Raw genomic sequence first — 16,540 nt, forward strand, 5'->3', positions numbered from 1 at the left:
CAGAAAAATTAACTTCCCGATTTGGCTTTTGATTAGGAAGTCGAACGCTTCATTTCAAGTGAGCTTCCTATTCAAAAGCCTCTAAAAAAATCGGGAAGTAATTTTTTGCGTCAAAGTATTGTGGAGTTAAGGGAAAAACACTTTTACCAATAAAAACAGTGCCGAAGGGCATAACAAACACCCCAATCCCGTATAAAACGTGGCCGTCATCGCCCCATAAGGCACCAGTTTTGGATCTGTAGCACCTAGTCCGGCGGCTACTCCACTCGTCGTACCCATCAAACCACCGTAAATCATCGCTGCCTGGGGCGAATTCAGTCCAATGAAACGAGCGATCAAAGGGGTACCAATCGTTACCAAAATAGACTTCACTACTCCTGCGGCAATGCTGATTGCGACCACATCCGAAGCCGCTCCAACCGCCGTACCAGTCACCGGCCCCACCACAAATGTACAGGCTCCGGCGCCAATGGTGGTGATGCTCGCAGCATCCTGATACCCCATCGCAATAGCAATCAGTGCCCCCGCAAAAAAGGACAATATCACTCCAATCAGAAGCGAAACCACCCCTGCCAAACCCGTTTTTTTGATGATGCCAAAACTAACCCCCATCGCCGTAGAAACAATGGTAAAGTCGCGGAACATCGCCCCACCCATCAGTTCAAAACCCGACAAAACTTTGATATCGGCAATCCCTTTGCTGCCACCCGTTGCTACTCCGGCAAAATAAGCCAGGACCAGCCCACTAAAAATGGCAATGGCCGAGCCAGGGATTTTTTTATTCGTCAAAATTTTGGACAAATACTCTGCCGCAATCATCAGCAAACCCGTCAGCAAAAACGCCACAATGAGGCTATTTTTGACCAAAACTGTAGTAATGTATTCCATCGTTTATTCGGGTTTGGGGTTGAGTTTGGAGATCAGAGGCATGGTAGCCAGACATACAAGTACGGGCACGATTCCGGCCAATAGCGCCACCAATCCACTCGACAAGGCAAGTTTGGCGTTCTGCGTAGCCGACATGGCCACGATGACAGGCAAGTACATTTTACTCCAAAACACCACACCTTCCTGCATTTCCAGGTGAAAACGCCCGCGTTGTTCCAGCCAGTTTTGAGATAAAATGAGCAAGAGCATTGCGAAACCAACGCCGCCGACATTGGCATCGATGCGGAGCAAGCGCCCCAGGGTTTCTCCGATTAGTTGTCCGATGACATAACAGGCTGCAAGTAGTGCAACTCCTCTAATGAGCATGACGATGAAATTTGGATGGGAAAATAGGACTAAACCCTTGAAATTGCCCTATTCCCATCCATTATTTTATTCACCTTTCATCAGGCGTACCGGCCCCAATAAACCGGAGTCCAACAGCTGCCACTCCGGCCGGATCGTTACATTCGTTTTGGTGATGCGTTCATTTTGGGGTTTGCCGCGGTCGCCCACCAGGCGATTGCGCCAGGAATTCACCACCATTACTTCCAGTTCATTGCCTTTGGCCTTCAACAAACCCGTTACCGGAACCCGGAAAGGAGGGCACCACAAGACCCCCATATCCTTCCCATTCACTTTGACATGGGCAATGCCCACATCTTTTACCGCACCCAGATCGAGAAACAACTGCCCATTCAGGTCCGCCACATCAAAATTGGTGCGGTACATGGCGGCACCAGAGAAATATTTGATGCCCGGTTCGGGGCGCGCGGTCCAGCTGATCAGGGAATCCAGTTGCATTTCCTGTGGGCCGTATTCGGGGTCGAAGAGTACTCGCCAGCGGGTTTTCAGGGTGTCGATTGCGCGGTAATTGAGGTAGTTTGGAGATTTGGAAGCGGCGGTGCTTCCCGCAGGTAGCGCTTTGCGGAAAACAACAAAAATGGAACCATTGGGTCCAAAATCCAGTGGTACAAAGGTTTTGCCTTCCTTTTGGTAAAAAGTGCTGGCTGGTCGGACTTCTCCTGTCACCGCGTCCCACAGTTCGGGTTGTTTGCCCTGCATACGGAAGGCAGCGGTCACTTGAGTACTCACTGGATTTTGGCTGCTGATGAAATAAACATCTTCCGCTCCAACTTGCCTGTGGATGTAATCGTAAATTTTGCCCTCGGGTTTTTGCACAAAGGCGCAATCGGGTGCGAGGGTAACATTCAAAACCTCTTTTGCCGTTTTGCCCCAAATCACTTTGCCGCTGCCTACGCTGCGCATTCCTACCGCTGCCGGAGCCTTGCCCCACAGGTTGAGCACAATCAGCGCCCGTTCTTTTTCGGCAGTCGCCCCACCCATTAAACTGGCGGTGCTCAATGGCGGTGTGCCAATCACTGTAGCCCCAGCCAAGACCAACGCCTGCACTTTTTTCAAAGCTACCAGGGACAAAATCTGGTGATTGGGCAATACCAGCACCCGGTAACTCACCCCATGGGGTAGGATGATCCGCCCATTTTTTACGGCCAGGGCCAAGAGTTTATCCTCGTTGATGAGGTCGTAATCGTAGTCGGGCAGGGCACCAGCGGGGTCGTCCTCCTTGTAGCGCCCCAGGTTGGGGATGTGGTCGCCGTAGTAGTACAACACATCGGCTACCGAACGCCCCTGTTGCAACATCATTTGGCAACGACTCAGGTATTGAATGAATGACCCGGAGTAATGCCACCAGGTCACATTGGGGTTGAAATGGGTGCCTGCGAAGTACTCCTGCCCGGGTAGTCCCATCGCGCGTGGTGAGCAGGTGAAGGTATGCAGGTAAACGAGGTTCAATCCGGCGCAGTACTCATGATCCGCGCTGGGTTTCATGTCGGCCCAGATCACGTCATTCCAGTGTGGGCCGATGGTGGTAAAGGATTCGGCACCCACTAGTTTTTTGTCAAAAATTTTGGCTGCGCTGGCGGCTTGTTTGACAAAAAAGCGGTCGATGTGTTTGGAGCGGTGGGGAGAAGGCGACCAAAATTCGCTCATCATGATTTCAGAATGGCTGTAGTTTTTGAGGCCGTCAAATGGGCCCGCGTGTGGCCCTGCAGATTCGGGCTGGATGCCCATGCCGTATTTTTTGGCACGTTCGGCAAAAACGCGGTAGTGATTGTCCGAAATGCAGTCACCCAGGGTTTTGCGCAAGTCGTTCAAAAAGCGATTGCTGACCTCGCGGCTTTCGATGATTTTGCCCGCCAACACCGGTAGGTATGGAATGGGATCATAACCCCGGCGTTTTTTGAACTCAGCTTCAAAACCATCCGTCCAGTTCATGCCTCCGGCTTCAAAGCTGTCGGTTTGCAGGTATTTGAGGGTTTTGCCAGCCCGATCGCCGATCATTTGCAGGAGGGGTTCCACGTGGGTGTCCCAGTAGCGGTTGAAATGTTTGGCACTCATGTAGTCCATCACCCGGCCCTGCCATTTGCCGCTGGAGGTCGAAACGTGGGCGTCGGTGGGGGAGTACCCGAGGCGAATGACCGTCCAGTCCCCAGGCGGAGCTACCCAGTCCAATTGGCCATCTTTGAAATAGGTATTGAGGTTCAGGACTTGTTTCAGGGCGGCATCTTCTTCACCGGGAGTGCCGGGAATGTCGGTCAACAGGGGTCGGGTTTCGGGTACCGACCAGCCTACTTCCCTGGTGGCGGCTTTATTGGCAAAATCGCGGATGGGCTGGCGCTCTTTGGTTTCTTTATAGGGAATGGCCAAAACCACAATATCGCGGTAGTAATCGTACCTACTGGGCGGCTGAGCCAAAGTTTGTTGGATGCGGGTGCCGCCTTGTACTTTGGTTTCAGAAAAAACCACCTGTTTGGCGGCTTCTTCAGGCGTGATGTCGGGACCACCCAAATTCCAGCCACTTTGAATGCTGAGCGACATCACCAGGCCATGTTTTTCGGCTTCATTGATGGCGTGCAGGTACAGGTCGCGCCAGTCCCGGCTGCCAAACATTGGGCCTTCGGGCACCTGGGCATTGCCGCGCTGCTCGGCACCACCGGCATCAAAAATGCAGGCACCACTGAAACCTTTGGCTTTCATTTCAGCCAAATCGCGGGAGATGGCCGCCTTGGTGACGTTACCGTTCAGCCACCACCACCAGCAGCGGATGCCGTAGCGTTGGGGGGGAGTGAGGAAGTCGGTAGGGGATAAGGGGCTTTGGGGGGCTTGGGCATAACCCATTGCCAAAAAGAGCAGACAAAGGAGAGTGGAAAGGACGCGCATAGAAGATGGAATTGGTGCTTGGAAAAAATCGTGTCGAAGTTCGAAATAAATTGGGAAGAGTGAGTAGGAAGCAATTTTAAACTGTTCGACATTCTAAATTTTAAAGGTTTTTGATAGGGATTTCTTTGGTGTTTCTAAGGTGTCTGAGGTGTTGAAATAATATTTCGCCCTGCTTCGCAGGCCTTTTTTCTTTTTCACCACCTCAGACACCTTAGAAACCTAAGGAACACATTAGGAGTTACTCATTCAGTATGTTACGCTAAATATTTATATCACTGGCCTACCAGTCGAACCCCAATTTTCCCTTTACCCCCCTTGAACAAATAAGCTGGTATCCGCAATTCGAGCCGCTTCAATCCAGGAATCTGCCGATCAAGCTCCAACGGTGCCGGATACAGGGAAATAACCGAAACACTGATCTCAGGATGAGAAAGGTTTTCCAGTTTCAATTTTTTACCATCCTGGTTCAATAGGGCACCTCCTTTGGTGAGCTCAACATCAGCGGTGGTCATCAATTGCCAGGTGACCATTTTGGTGGCGGGAATGGTTTCAATTTGGTCTTGGATGAGTAAAGATTGGGGGCCATCTTTTACGAATCTGCGTTGGGCACTTTTTAGCTGCCCGGCAAAAGTAGGGCTCATTTCAATGGTGGCTTCAGGGTTGGCTCCAGGTTTGAAATCCGCAATGGTCGCCAGACCATCAGTAATGTGTAGGGAATCGTTGACAGTTAAGGTGCTGTGACCGTAGTTGTTTTTAGTGAGTAGCTTCCAGCGTTGGCAGGTTTGACAGCGCCCCCAGAGGTCAAACCCCGTTTTTTCCAATTCGTGGTACTCCTGATTGCCAGGGTCTACCACCCAACGGACGCCATTCAGTTCAAAAACAAAGGAACCACCGTCCATATTACCATGGTTGACGGTACCGCGGCCACCTTTTCCACCAAAATAGTATTGGTGGGGGTCGCTTGGGCCGCTTTTAAAAATGACGATGGGGTTGGAGCCCTTGCCGCTCCAGGCCTCGGGCACTTTGACGTCCTGGGCTTCTTTGTACTGCGACAACCAGACCAAACCAGCCCCTTCTAGGCGACCCAATTTGCCCATTTTTTCGGCTGGGCGCAAAAAACGTTCTTTTTCAAAAAACACCTTGTTCCCTGTTTTTGCAGCAAACCAAGCCAGGGTGACATCACCATTCTCACCCCGCTTATCGCCACAATCGGCAAAGTTGTAATACCAGCCAGATGGTGCCACATTGAGTACTTTGTAGGTGGCACTTTCAATAAAAGCAGGGTATTTTGACAAGCCAAAATCGGTACCGAAAGCACTTTCAAACATGGCCGCCGTGACTACACTAAAACTGGTCCCATAACCCCAATAGGTTGCACCTTCCGGGTATACGCCATCGGGGCCGTATTCGTCCAGGGCGTGGGGCATGCCTTCCAAAGCGCGGTGGATGGTTTGGGCGGCGAGTTCAGGATCTTGTTCGGCAATCACAATCGCCGCGGCAATCATTCCACCATGGCAGACTTGGTTCCAGTTGTTGGTGCCGTTTACCCAACCGGTATTGCCTTCTTTGTTGTAGCTGGGTTTGATGCCCTTTTCGATGAGGGCTGTTTTGGCCAGGGCCACGGTTGTTTTGGGCAAATCTTCGCCCGCCCAATCCAGGGCAAAGGCAATGGCCAGGGACATTTCAGCCACATCCAGGTAATGTGAGGGGTTCCAGTCCGAGAAGTTGCACCCGGCCAGTACCTCTTCGTTGATGCGTTTGAGGATGGCCGGGTCTTTTTCCAGGCGGTAGGTCATGCCTAGCATGTTGATCCGGTACAACATTTCGCGGGAAACGGCCAACAAACGCCGACCTTCCATTACACGTTCGAGCAAGGGCGCAGTGGTAATCTTTTGAGCATTGAGGCGAATGGCCTGGTACATGTTTTTGATAACGGGGTCAGATTCGATCTTCTTTTTGAGGTCTTTTTCAATTTCTGCGTTCAACACCAGTCGGGGGCTTTTTTTGCGCAGCTTTTCTTTCAGGTATTGTACAGACATGGGGTTTTCCAGCTTTGGTCCAGGAGTAGTGGTGTTGGGGCTTGGCGACCAGAAAAAGGCGGTGTTCAAGGAAAGTACGCTGGCCAGAATAATGGAGAAAAAAATGGAGGGCGAGAAGAATGGTTTCATGTCAGTTTGTTTATAGGAAATAAGGATAGAAATAAGGAATCAAAATCACTCAAAATACTTCGGCCCCTTCACCTTCTTCACCACTATCACCGCATCATACTTCTTGGTCGGCGTAAACCGAATCTTCCCCCCACTTTCCAACTCAAAAGCCGGAATCGGTTTGAACAACCAATCCTTGCCCTTGCCCGGCTGCTGCCCGCGCAACTCCAGGAAGTTGATTGCTTTGGGCAAGCGGGCAAAACGTTCACCAATTCCCCCGATGCTGTCGTCTTTGAAGGGCTGCACATCGCGCATCCAGTGGCGATAGAGCTCGCCACTGCTGGCGTACAAGCCGATGTTGTACACCTCTTTGCCAAAACGATCGGAGACGTAGTTGCCCTGCATTTTGAGGGCTTTGCCAAAGATGTCGACCGAATTGCTTTCGGTGCCGATATGGGCATTGTGCGCCCAGTAGATGATTTTTTTGTTGGGGTAAGCCACATCGGCGAGCCACATCAGGTTTTCGGCCATAATGCGATCGCGTAAGGCGAACTGTTGCTGGAGGCGGATGGCGCGGTAGTCGAGTGCCCAGTATTCCAGGTAGTTTTCCAGAGTCCGACGGGTGAAGGCAACCAGAAGTGGCTTTTGAGGAAAATCTTCCCGGATTTTAGCCTCCTTGTTTTCCAAAAAATCCAAAACCCGATTGATGACCCGCTCGTTGGTCTTAATCGCTGGCATGAGTTGGGTGCTGTCGGGAATGAGGCCGTAGAGGAGGGACGTAGTCATAAAATTGTACTCCACATCGCGGGACAGTTCGGTGTCGTACTTGCGCAGGAAATCGATCAGGAAATTGTTGAAATAATTGGCGGAGGACTGGCAGTCGGGACCGGCCAAGGCAAGTGGATGATCCCCTCTGGCCTCCGTTTTGGCGTATTCAAAAAGTGGCAACATTTCTTCACAACGAAAGTTTCCAAACACGGAGTTGTACATCAAACCCTTGGCATCCTGCTCTTCCTGATTCAACCAGGCCAGGTTGATGTCACCAAAACCGCCTTCGATGACCAGCACATCGAAGCTCATTTCCTGGTGCAGGTACTCAACCAGGCGGGTTTTGAGCTGGTAAAATTCGGCGGCACCGTGCGAACTTTCTCCGATTTGTACCAGGCGTACATCTTTGAGTTTTTCCTTCAAAAAAGCCAAATCGCTGAAGTCATTTCCATCAACACTGGCAATGGGAATGCTGTTTTTTTTCAACCAATTGAACTCCTGGCCAGCGCGTTGGCAAGACAATTGGGGCAGGATAAAAAACAAGAGCAGACCAAGGGAGAGGAAAAGACGCATCATTTGGTGTTCATTTTCCGGAAATATAGGACAAAATGGAGAATTGTGAAAGATGGAGGTTGAGGAGTTGAAAAGTTGAGGAGTTTAGATCGACGCTTCGACTCCGCTCAGCGACCGATCTAAACTCCTCAACTTTTCAACTCCTCAACCTTACGCCACCATTTCCATCAACAACTTCAGCAAGGCCGCAGCTGCTTTCGAAATTTTTGTACCAGGGCCAAATACCCCTACCACCCCTTGTTCGTACAAAAAGGCGTAATCCTGTGCCGGAATTACCCCACCAACCACCACCATGATGTCGTCGCGACCTAGTTTAGCCAGTTCGGCGAGGGTTTGAGGCACCAGGGTTTTGTGACCTGCTGCCAGGGAGGAGATGCCCAGGATGTGTACGTCGTTTTCTACTGCTTGTCGGGCAGCTTCTGCCGGGGTTTGGAACAAGGGGCCAATGTCCACATCGAAACCCAGGTCAGCAAAACTGCTGGCAATTACTTTGGCGCCGCGATCGTGGCCATCTTGGCCCAATTTGGCAATCATGATGCGAGGTCGACGACCTTCCAGCTCGGCGAATTGATCGGCCAGCTCTTGGGCTTCATGGAAATCGAGGTCACTTTTGGCTTCGCTGCTGTACACGCCGGAGATGGCTCGAGTTACAGGTGTGTAGCGCCCAAAAACAGCTTCCATAGCACTCGAAATCTCGCCCAGGGTAGCCCGCAGGCGGGCGCAGGTGATGGCCAGTGCGAGCAGATTGCCTTCGCCAGTTTTTGCACCATGTTTCAAGGCTTGCAAAGCAGCTTGACAGGCAGCTTCATCCCGTTTGCTTTTTGTTTCCTGCAGACGGCGAATTTGGGCATCCCGCACAGCTCCATTGTCTATTTCCAGTGTATCTATAGGTGCTTCCTGTTCCAGACGGAAAACATTCATCCCGACGATTTGGTCTTTGCCACTATCGATGCGGGCTTGTTTGCGCGCGGCGGCTTCTTCGATGCGCAATTTGGGCAGGCCTTCTTCAATCGCTTTGGCCATGCCGCCCAGTTCCTCTACTTCTTCAATCAAAGTCCAGGCGCGCTTCACTAGTTGATCCGTGAGGTATTCCACATAGTAGCTGCCTGCCCAGGGGTCGACAGCTTTGCAGATGTCGGTTTCTTTTTGCAGGTAAATTTGGGTGTCGCGGGCAATTTTGGCTGAAAAATCGGTAGGTAAGGCGATGGCTTCGTCCAGGGAGTTGGTATGCAATGATTGCGTGCCGCCTAAGGCTGCTGCCAAGGCCTCGATGGTGGTGCGTCCCACGTTGTTGAACGGATCTTGCTCAGTGAGGCTCCAGCCGGATGTTTGGCAATGCGTGCGCAAGGCCATAGATTTCGGGTCTTTGGGATTGAACTGTTGCACTATTTTGGACCACAACAGTCGCCCGGCACGTAGTTTGGCAATTTCCATAAAGTGATTCATGCCGATGGCCCAAAAGAAAGACAAACGTGGCGCAAAATCGTCCACATCAAGTCCAGCCTTCACGCCCGTGCGCAGGTACTCCCAGCCGTCGGCCAGGGTATAGGCTAGTTCCAGATCGGCGGGCGCTCCTGCCTCTTGCATGTGGTAACCACTGATGGAAATGGAGTTGAACTTGGGCATGTGCTGCGCAGTATAGGCAAACACATCTGCAATGATGCGCATGGAGGGTTCAGGTGGATAGATGTAGGTATTGCGCACCATGAACTCTTTCAGGATGTCGTTTTGGATCGTACCACTCAGTTGAGCCGGGCTAACCCCTTGTTCTTCGGCAGCCACGATGTAAAAGGCCATGATGGGAATCACCGCGCCATTCATGGTCATGGAAACCGACATGTCTGCCAAGGGGATTTGGTCAAAAAGGATTTTCATGTCCTCTACCGAATCGATGGCAACCCCCGCTTTGCCTACGTCACCTTGTACCCGCTCGTGATCGGAATCGTAGCCGCGGTGAGTGGCCAGGTCGAAGGCTACGGAGAGTCCTTTTTGGCCTTGGGCCAGGTTCCGGCGGTAAAAGGCATTGCTTTCTTCGGCAGTAGAAAAGCCCGCGTATTGGCGGATGGTCCAGGGACGAATGGTGTACATACTGGCATAAGGGCCGCGCAAAAAGGGTGGAATACCTGCTGCGTAGCGCAAGTGCTCTACCTTCGCCAAATCTGAGGGCTCATAGGCGGATTTAACGGCTATTTTTTCCGGGCTTTGCCAGGGTTCAGTACCTTCCTCAGGGGGATTGGCTCCTCCCAGGTTGAGGTCAAGTGGTATATTGTGAAAGTCAGGGCGCGCCATAGGGCTGGGTTAATGATTCAAGTGGCAAATTAAGCTATTTTAAGGGGAAAGCAAAGTAAGGGAATGAATTGGGAGGGGGTGACTTTTTGCAGACGAGGGAAACATTTGTTTAGAATCTGAGGCATTTTATGCCTTACCCTAATGTTTTTCCAAACAAGCATAAATTATTTTCTCTGATCTTTAGTCCGCCACATTTGTTCTATCTTCATTACACAAAATCCATCAGCCATGCAAGCCTCCCGCAACCTCATCCTTAGTGCCTTAATATTGATCATGCTTAGTGCCTGTGGCAATTTTAATCCACCACCCCCAAAAATCCTGAACAACACGCCGGCTTCTAAACTCCCACTGAGCAGCATCAAACTCCCCGAGGGTTTTAAGATTGAGATTTACGCCGAAAATGTCAAAACGCCCGCTCCATGTGCCTTTCGCCCAATGGTACGCTTTTTGTAGGCACTCGCGACAAAGGTGATGTGTACGCACTCAAAGATACCGATGGTGACTTCCGGGTCGATAAAATGTATACCCTGGCCTCTGGCCTCAACATGCCCAATGGGGTCGCACTGCGCGATGGCGATTTGTACATCGCCGAAGTTAGCCGCATTTTGAAATTGGAAAACATTGAAGAGTTCCTGGCCAATCCGCCTCAACCGGTAGTGGTATACGATCAATATCCAACCGAAAAACACCACGGTTGGAAGTACATTGCCTTTGGCCCCGATGGTAAATTGTATGTCCCTGTAGGCGCACCTTGTAATATTTGTGAATCAAAAGAAGACATTTACAATTCCATCACCCGCCTGGATCTGGAGACCAAAAAAGTAGAAATAGTGCAACGTGGCGTACGCAATACGGTGGGTTTCACCTGGCATCCCGACAATCAAGAATTGTGGTTCACGGACAATGGCCGCGATATGTTGGGCGATGATGTGCCCTCCTGCGAGCTCAACCACGCCAATCGCGATGGCATGCACTTTGGTTACCCTTATTGCCATCAGGGTGATGTAGCCGACCCTGAATTTGGCGCCAAACGCCCTTGTAGTGATTTTACGGCTCCAGCTCAAAAGCTTGGCGCGCACGTGGCTCCGCTAGGTGTGGAGTTTTATACGGGTAAAATGTTTCCCGAAGCTTATAAAAAACAAATCCTGCTGGCCGAGCACGGCTCCTGGAATCGCAGCAAAAAGAATGGCTACCGCATCATGATGGTCACTTTAAATGCCCAAGGCCAGGCCACCAGTTACAAGCCCTTTGCCGAAGGTTGGCTCAATCAGGATACCCAGGATGTTTGGGGTCGGCCCGTTGACCTGGAGTTTTTACCCGATGGTTCCATGTTGGTATCCGACGATTATGCTGATGTCATTTACCGCATCAGCCACCCTTAGGGGCAATCCTACGTGATTGCCCCTACCGGATTACCTTGGTGTGATATAACTCTCTTATGCTCACACACCCAGTTCAAGCCGATCCAGATGGCCCAGATTGGCCAAAACAACAGATAAAGATTCAGCCCAATTTCGGCCAGCCAATGCAACTCAAGGGTATTGCCAATGGAGTCAATGATGCCACTTACTCCCAATAAAATTGTCAAACCATACAGCACTTTATTTTGGCGACGAAACAAGGAGGCTATCCCCAACATAAACACCCCTAAAAGCCCCATTTCCAGCAAATTCCAGATGCCGTTGTTCACGATGCTGTACACTACAAGGAAGTTGTTTTTGTACAGCGCCTGATCGGCTGCTGTTGCCTTTAAAAAATCGCGCAGTGCTTCGGTACCCGTTGCTGCCAGAATCGCCGCACCAATGGCCCCTACAATAGCATAAGCTAGGCCGCTAAGCACAATCACCTTGCGCCAAGGCGATTCAATTTTGTCATAAAAATGGAGCATTGCTGGAATGAACAACAAATAATACCCCCAAATATCGGCGATCATACCCCAGCGAAAATAAGTGACCTGGCATTTTTGCAAATCCTGGAAAATCAAAGCTGGTTGGGCAAAACTGTCAAAATTAAAATTGACCCCAATGGCCAACAGAATATTGCAATTGAAGGCAAGAATGCCAGCCAGTAGGGTCAATAGTCCCAGGTTTTTTGTATAGTTTTGTATAGGTTTCATTTTCATTCACATTTGTTGGAGCAAAGTTGCAGGAATACAGCTAAAGTCCACCGTGCATTTTGCGCCAAAAAACAGGCTTTGGCTGCCATGCGTGTAAGAATGAGCATTATCCGAAACATCGTTTTTTGCTCCGAGCACTTCGGGGCGAATCCCAGGGAGTTTTGGAAAAGATTACAACTCAGTCCTGCCGAATACGAACAAAGTGATTTGATGGTAGATTGGCATCTTGGGGGGGTGGTATGGGATATTGCGCAGGAACTCAGTAGCAACCCCATCATCGGTCTGTTGTGTGGAGAGTTGAGCAGTGAAATGGCCCTGGGTTTAGTTGGGCACCTCATGCAAAGCAGCCCTAATCTAGAAATGGCTTTTAACAATGTAGCCCGTTTTAATCTGGCTTTTTCTGAAATGTACTATTACCACATGCATCCTCACCCGCATGAATTTGAGATAGAATTTGCACCTACCGAAGCGTATTGGCTACATTACCCCGAATCTGCCCGGCATTCAATCGAGATATCCATGTCCGGTTTATTACATGTCGCGCAGATGTTAACTGGTCGAAAAATCACACCGCTGTATACCACCTTCAGCTATTCAATTGCGCCAGAACACTTGCCAACTTACCAGCGCATCCTGGGCAAAGATTTGCGGACCAAACAAGCCAGAAACAGCATCGTTTTAAAATGGGCTGACGTAAAATTGCCCGTAGTAGGCTATAACGCAGAATTGCTTAGGCTCTTTGAACAATTGGCCAAAGAGTACATCGAACGCCACCAGCAAGGCAGTACCAATGTGGTAGCCATGATTAGAAAAGTGATCATGGACAATTTTCAGCAGCAAGCACCAAGTTTGTCAGAAGTGGCTAAAAAACTAGGGATGGCGGAGCGTTCCTTACAGCGCAAGCTACAAACCGAAGGTTTTACTTTTCAACAAATCATCGAAGAGCTGCGCTCCGAAATGGCCATTGGCCTGGTGAAACGCAAACAGTTCACAGCCAATGAAATTGCATACATGTTGGGCTATACCGACCCTGGTGCGTTTCGGCGGGCTTTTAAACGCTGGACGGGAGTGAATCCGGGAGAGATGGCCAAGAGCTGATTATGGTTTACGCTTCACCCTCGACAATTCCTCATCCAGCACTACGGCCTCGTACACGTACGCCTGCAACAACTCTACATCAATGTCTTCTATCCGCTCAAAATCCCGCCAGGCCACTTGTTTTCGCCCTTCCAATTTTAGGTAACCCATTTCATCCGTCAACAAATGCCCTTGGGCGAAGCCTAATCTTACACCTGTATAACTTTGTTTTTTACCCCATAAGACCGAGCCCGGCCAAATAAAGCAGATGGTTTTGTGCCGCTTGAAATACGGAACGTTGTAGCTCAGTTTTTCGCCCACATCCGGAATACAATCGTAAATGAGTTGGCGCAAAAACTCCACTACTTCCAATTCATCTGGTGGCAAAAAGGCCAAAAACTCCTCAATGGAGTGGAAGTTTACGTTTTGCATTTTGGTTTTCCCACTAGGTTTAGGCATAGAGTGTACTTATTTAACAGGCTCGCGCAAAATGGTTTTTAGTTTTTCGGGGGCAGTTTTGCGAAAGTCTGAAAGGTAAATTTCGTGGTGCAAGCCATTCCGGGCCATTTGATTTGCTTCCATAAATTTCCCCATTTCCAACAGGGTCTCAATTTCTGTAGCAAAAGGGCCAACGTGTAACATTTGGACTACTTTGCCTTCGTTCAGCTGGTGCAGGCTGATATTATGAGCTCTATCCACTTGTTTTTTAGTTACCGTAGTTTGAATGGCCTGTTCCACCTCCACAGCTGTAACGTATTCAGGCATACGAATGAGCAAGCGGTATTCCCAGGCTTTGCGTGGCACTTTTTGTACCGATTCGATCATAGACAATCGGGCGTATTTTTTTTCATCAAACCACCATAAACCTTCCAGTTTGGCTACTGCGAAATCCAGCCCTTTTTGTTTGTAGGCAAATTTGAGGGCATAAGCAGTAGTGTACAAAGCTTGAATGTTGGCGCTAAAATCAGCGTCATCCGGATCGCCCTGACCGGGGATGGAGAGGAATTGCGCAGCTTCGATCTGGGCGATTGTTGGTTGAGTTTTGGCCGTGTAATAGCTTTTGAATTGTTTGCTTAAATCCAGTTTTTCCATAACTTCAGGCATTTGATGCTACAAATTAAACACAAGCTACTGACAACCTTATGGCAGTCTACATCTAAAAACAGCACCAAAAACCAAAAGAGGGTAGCCCGAATGCCGGACTACCCTCCTCTAAAAAACTCAGCAAAATAATAACCCACCTTTCGGCAGATTATTTATCGTATTAAGCTTTCACGCCTTCAAGCAGCAGTGAAACCTCATTGTTCAGCACTTCAACAAAACCGGATTCTACCTGAAAAACAATCTTGCGCTCAGCCTGACTGTCTTCCACCTGTTCTTTTTTGCCCAGGTCGTAAAAACGGTAGTCGCCAGCACCCGTTACAATCGTCACTTTGCCAGCCGACAAAGCAGACACGATCGGGGCGTGGTTTTGCAGGATCTGAAATTCCCCTTTTACACCCGGCACTTTTACCGATTTGATCGGACCTGCGAAAATTTCGCGATCAGGAGTAAGTACGGTAATATTCATAGTTGAGGAGTTGAGGAGTTGAGGGGTTGAGAAAGTTGAGAAGTTGAGCACCCAGCGCTTCGGCTCCGCTCAGCGACCGGATGCTCAACTTCTCAACTCCTCAACTTCTCAACTCAATATTAAGCGGCTTCCGCCAACATTTTCTTACCCGCCTCAATGGCATCATCGATGGTACCTTTGAGGTTGAAAGCAGATTCAGGATATTGGTCTACTTCGCCGTCCATGATCATGTTGAAGCCACGGATGGTTTCTTCGATTGGAACCAATACACCTTTCAAGCCTGTAAATTGCTCAGCAACGTGGAATGGCTGGGACAAGAAACGTTGTACTTTCCGCGCACGGAATACGACCAACTTGTCTTCGTCCGACAATTCTTCCATCCCGAGGATGGCGATGATGTCTTGCAATTCGTTGTAGCGCTGCAGCAGGTTTTTCACCCGTTGAGCAGTATTGTAGTGCTCGTCGCCAATCACCCGAGGGTCGAGGATACGAGAAGTAGAATCGAGAGGATCCACCGCAGGATAGATACCCAGGGAAGCAATTTTACGACTCAATACCGTAGTGGCATCCAAGTGCGCAAAGGTAGTTGCTGGCGCAGGGTCAGTCAAGTCGTCCGCAGGTACGTATACCGCCTGTACGGAGGTAATGGAACCACGGCGGGTAGAAGTAATCCGTTCTTGCATCAAACCCATCTCGGTAGCCAGCGTAGGCTGATAACCTACCGCTGAAGGCATCCGGCCCAAAAGTGCGGATACTTCCGAACCAGCTTGAGTAAAGCGGAAGATGTTGTCGATAAAGAAAAGGATATCGCGGCCACCAGTAGGATCACTGAGGTCACCGTCGCGGTAGTATTCTGCAATGGTCAAACCAGAAAGCGCCACCCGTGCACGTGCACCTGGTGGTTCGTTCATCTGACCAAAAACGAAGGTTGCTTTGGATTTTTTCAGGTCTTCAGTGCTTACGCCGCTGAGGTCCCAACCACCTTCTTCCATGGAGTGCATGAACTTTTCGCCGTAATTGATGATACCGGCTTCCAACATTTCACGCATCAAGTCGTTCCCTTCGCGAGTACGCTCGCCCACACCTGCAAATACGGAGATACCATCGTATCCCTTGGCAATGTTGTTGATCAACTCCTGGATCAATACGGTTTTACCTACACCCGCACCACCAAAGAGACCAATTTTACCACCTTTCATGTATGGCTCGATCAAGTCGATAACCTTGATACCCGTATACAGGATTTCTTTGGTCGTAGACAAGTCTTCGTAAGCAGGTGGCTTGCGGTGGATAGGATAAACCTGGCTGCCGTCTGGCTGAGGAATACCATCAATTGCTTGACCTACTACGTTGAACAAACGACCGCGGATGCCTTCACCAACGGGCATTGCGATAGCGCGACCGGTGTCGACTACCTCTGTGCCACGGGTAAGACCGTCCGTGGAATCCATTGCAATTGCGCGAACACTGTCTTCACCCAAGTGTTGTTGTACTTCCAAAACAAGTACATCACCATTCGAGCGCTTGATTTCCAATGCGTTGAAGATCTCTGGAAGAGTCTCGTTGGCAAAGGATACGTCTACTACGGGTCCAATGATCTGCTTGACGTGACCGATATTTGCCATAACTATATCAACAGTTTGAAGATTAATTGATTCCGATGCTTCAAAATCGCGGCAAAGTTAGGCTTTAGAACTGATAATCAAAAGAAAATTTAACAGTTATACTATTGAAATCTTTTTTCAGATGGTAAAAAGGCTTGCTTCCCGTTCTTTTTTTTGCCTCAGGAATGGATGTTGGACTTAAATTTCATTCAAAGGTGTCTGGCAA

14 protein-coding genes are annotated in these 16,540 nt (G+C 49.7%); 3 read left to right on the forward strand and 11 right to left on the reverse strand.

Features of this window, described 5'->3' with window-relative positions; translation table 11 throughout:
- Nucleotides 1-126 precede the first annotated feature (126 nt).
- The 6 genes from madM to scpA all read right to left on the reverse strand — a co-directional run bounded on the left by madM (nucleotide 127) and on the right by scpA (nucleotide 9,947).
- Nucleotides 127-888, reverse strand: a complete 762-nt coding sequence (gene madM, locus ACO08K_RS15115) for a malonate transporter subunit MadM (protein WP_421797242.1) — start codon at nucleotides 886-888, stop codon at nucleotides 127-129.
- Between the two features lie 3 nt (nucleotides 889-891).
- Nucleotides 892-1,254: a malonate transporter subunit MadL gene (gene madL / locus ACO08K_RS15120; RefSeq protein WP_421797243.1), complete on the reverse strand. Its 363-nt coding sequence runs from the start codon at nucleotides 1,252-1,254 to the stop codon at nucleotides 892-894.
- A gap of 66 nt (nucleotides 1,255-1,320) precedes the next feature.
- Entirely contained in the window at nucleotides 1,321-4,170 is a 2,850-nt protein-coding gene (locus ACO08K_RS15125) for a glycosyl hydrolase (protein ID WP_421797244.1), read from the reverse strand.
- Nucleotides 4,171-4,442: 272 nt separating this feature from the next.
- On the reverse strand, nucleotides 4,443-6,338 hold the full coding sequence (locus tag ACO08K_RS15130; RefSeq protein ID WP_421797245.1) for a heparinase II/III domain-containing protein: 1,896 nt from the start codon (nucleotides 6,336-6,338) through the stop codon (nucleotides 4,443-4,445).
- A 45-nt stretch (nucleotides 6,339-6,383) separates the two neighbouring features.
- The gene (locus ACO08K_RS15135) at nucleotides 6,384-7,661 is read right to left on the reverse strand and encodes an erythromycin esterase family protein (RefSeq protein ID WP_421797246.1); all 1,278 of its coding nucleotides are present in this window, start codon (nucleotides 7,659-7,661) and stop codon (nucleotides 6,384-6,386) included.
- A 147-nt stretch (nucleotides 7,662-7,808) separates the two neighbouring features.
- A complete protein-coding gene (scpA, locus tag ACO08K_RS15140; protein WP_421797247.1) occupies nucleotides 7,809-9,947 on the reverse strand; it encodes a methylmalonyl-CoA mutase in 2,139 nt (712 codons plus the stop codon).
- A 228-nt stretch (nucleotides 9,948-10,175) separates the two neighbouring features.
- Here scpA and ACO08K_RS15145 point away from each other — a divergent pair, with 228 nt between their 5' ends.
- A complete protein-coding gene (locus ACO08K_RS15145; protein ID WP_421797248.1) occupies nucleotides 10,176-10,400 on the forward strand; it encodes a hypothetical protein in 225 nt (74 codons plus the stop codon).
- Nucleotides 10,367-11,329, forward strand: coding sequence for a PQQ-dependent sugar dehydrogenase (locus ACO08K_RS15150; RefSeq protein ID WP_421797249.1), 963 nt, complete (start codon nucleotides 10,367-10,369; stop codon nucleotides 11,327-11,329). Before ACO08K_RS15145 ends, ACO08K_RS15150 begins: the two co-directional genes overlap by 34 nt.
- Before the next feature lie 8 nt (nucleotides 11,330-11,337).
- On the opposite strand, the gene ACO08K_RS15155 is transcribed toward ACO08K_RS15150, so the two are convergent.
- Nucleotides 11,338-12,063 (reverse strand): hypothetical protein, encoded by a 726-nt coding sequence (locus tag ACO08K_RS15155; RefSeq protein ID WP_421797250.1) that lies wholly within the window; start codon nucleotides 12,061-12,063, stop codon nucleotides 11,338-11,340.
- A gap of 87 nt (nucleotides 12,064-12,150) precedes the next feature.
- On the opposite strand from ACO08K_RS15155, the gene ACO08K_RS15160 reads away from it, so the two are divergent.
- Nucleotides 12,151-13,161 carry a helix-turn-helix domain-containing protein gene (locus ACO08K_RS15160; RefSeq protein ID WP_421797251.1) on the forward strand — a complete coding sequence of 337 codons (1,011 nt, stop codon included), beginning with the start codon at nucleotides 12,151-12,153 and terminating at the stop codon, nucleotides 13,159-13,161.
- Here ACO08K_RS15160 and ACO08K_RS15165 read toward each other — a convergent pair whose 3' ends face one another.
- The 4 genes from ACO08K_RS15165 to atpD all read right to left on the reverse strand — a co-directional run bounded on the left by ACO08K_RS15165 (nucleotide 13,162) and on the right by atpD (nucleotide 16,335).
- Nucleotides 13,162-13,599, reverse strand: a complete 438-nt coding sequence (locus ACO08K_RS15165; protein ID WP_421797252.1) for a DUF1801 domain-containing protein — start codon at nucleotides 13,597-13,599, stop codon at nucleotides 13,162-13,164.
- A gap of 9 nt (nucleotides 13,600-13,608) precedes the next feature.
- Complete coding sequence (locus ACO08K_RS15170; RefSeq protein WP_421797253.1) at nucleotides 13,609-14,232, reverse strand: GyrI-like domain-containing protein; 624 nt, start codon at nucleotides 14,230-14,232, stop codon at nucleotides 13,609-13,611.
- Nucleotides 14,233-14,404: 172 nt separating this feature from the next.
- Nucleotides 14,405-14,710 carry a FoF1 ATP synthase subunit delta/epsilon gene (locus ACO08K_RS15175; RefSeq protein ID WP_421797254.1) on the reverse strand — a complete coding sequence of 102 codons (306 nt, stop codon included), beginning with the start codon at nucleotides 14,708-14,710 and terminating at the stop codon, nucleotides 14,405-14,407.
- Between the two features lie 119 nt (nucleotides 14,711-14,829).
- Nucleotides 14,830-16,335, reverse strand: coding sequence for a F0F1 ATP synthase subunit beta (gene atpD, locus ACO08K_RS15180; RefSeq protein ID WP_421797255.1), 1,506 nt, complete (start codon nucleotides 16,333-16,335; stop codon nucleotides 14,830-14,832).
- Nucleotides 16,336-16,540 lie beyond the last annotated feature (205 nt).

Source organism: Haliscomenobacter sp. (assembly GCF_965225875.1).
Lineage (GTDB): Bacteria > Bacteroidota > Bacteroidia > Chitinophagales > Saprospiraceae > Haliscomenobacter.

Bases quoted from the DNA above. Each gene is read 5' to 3' on its own strand.
- atpD (WP_421797255.1), bottom strand. From the start codon at position 16,335: ATGGCAAATATCGGTCACGTCAAGCAGATCATTGGACCCGTAGTAGAC.
- ACO08K_RS15165 (WP_421797252.1), bottom strand. From the start codon at position 13,599: ATGCCTAAACCTAGTGGGAAAACCAAAATGCAAAACGTAAACTTCCAC.
- ACO08K_RS15170 (WP_421797253.1), bottom strand. From the start codon at position 14,232: ATGGAAAAACTGGATTTAAGCAAACAATTCAAAAGCTATTACACGGCC.
- ACO08K_RS15155 (WP_421797250.1), bottom strand. From the start codon at position 12,063: ATGAAACCTATACAAAACTATACAAAAAACCTGGGACTATTGACCCTA.
- madL (WP_421797243.1), bottom strand. From the start codon at position 1,254: ATGCTCATTAGAGGAGTTGCACTACTTGCAGCCTGTTATGTCATCGGA.
- ACO08K_RS15130 (WP_421797245.1), bottom strand. From the start codon at position 6,338: ATGAAACCATTCTTCTCGCCCTCCATTTTTTTCTCCATTATTCTGGCC.
- ACO08K_RS15150 (WP_421797249.1), top strand. From the start codon at position 10,367: ATGTGCCTTTCGCCCAATGGTACGCTTTTTGTAGGCACTCGCGACAAA.
- madM (WP_421797242.1), bottom strand. From the start codon at position 888: ATGGAATACATTACTACAGTTTTGGTCAAAAATAGCCTCATTGTGGCG.
- scpA (WP_421797247.1), bottom strand. From the start codon at position 9,947: ATGGCGCGCCCTGACTTTCACAATATACCACTTGACCTCAACCTGGGA.
- ACO08K_RS15145 (WP_421797248.1), top strand. From the start codon at position 10,176: ATGCAAGCCTCCCGCAACCTCATCCTTAGTGCCTTAATATTGATCATG.
- ACO08K_RS15175 (WP_421797254.1), bottom strand. From the start codon at position 14,710: ATGAATATTACCGTACTTACTCCTGATCGCGAAATTTTCGCAGGTCCG.
- ACO08K_RS15125 (WP_421797244.1), bottom strand. From the start codon at position 4,170: ATGCGCGTCCTTTCCACTCTCCTTTGTCTGCTCTTTTTGGCAATGGGT.
- ACO08K_RS15160 (WP_421797251.1), top strand. From the start codon at position 12,151: ATGCGTGTAAGAATGAGCATTATCCGAAACATCGTTTTTTGCTCCGAG.
- ACO08K_RS15135 (WP_421797246.1), bottom strand. From the start codon at position 7,661: ATGATGCGTCTTTTCCTCTCCCTTGGTCTGCTCTTGTTTTTTATCCTG.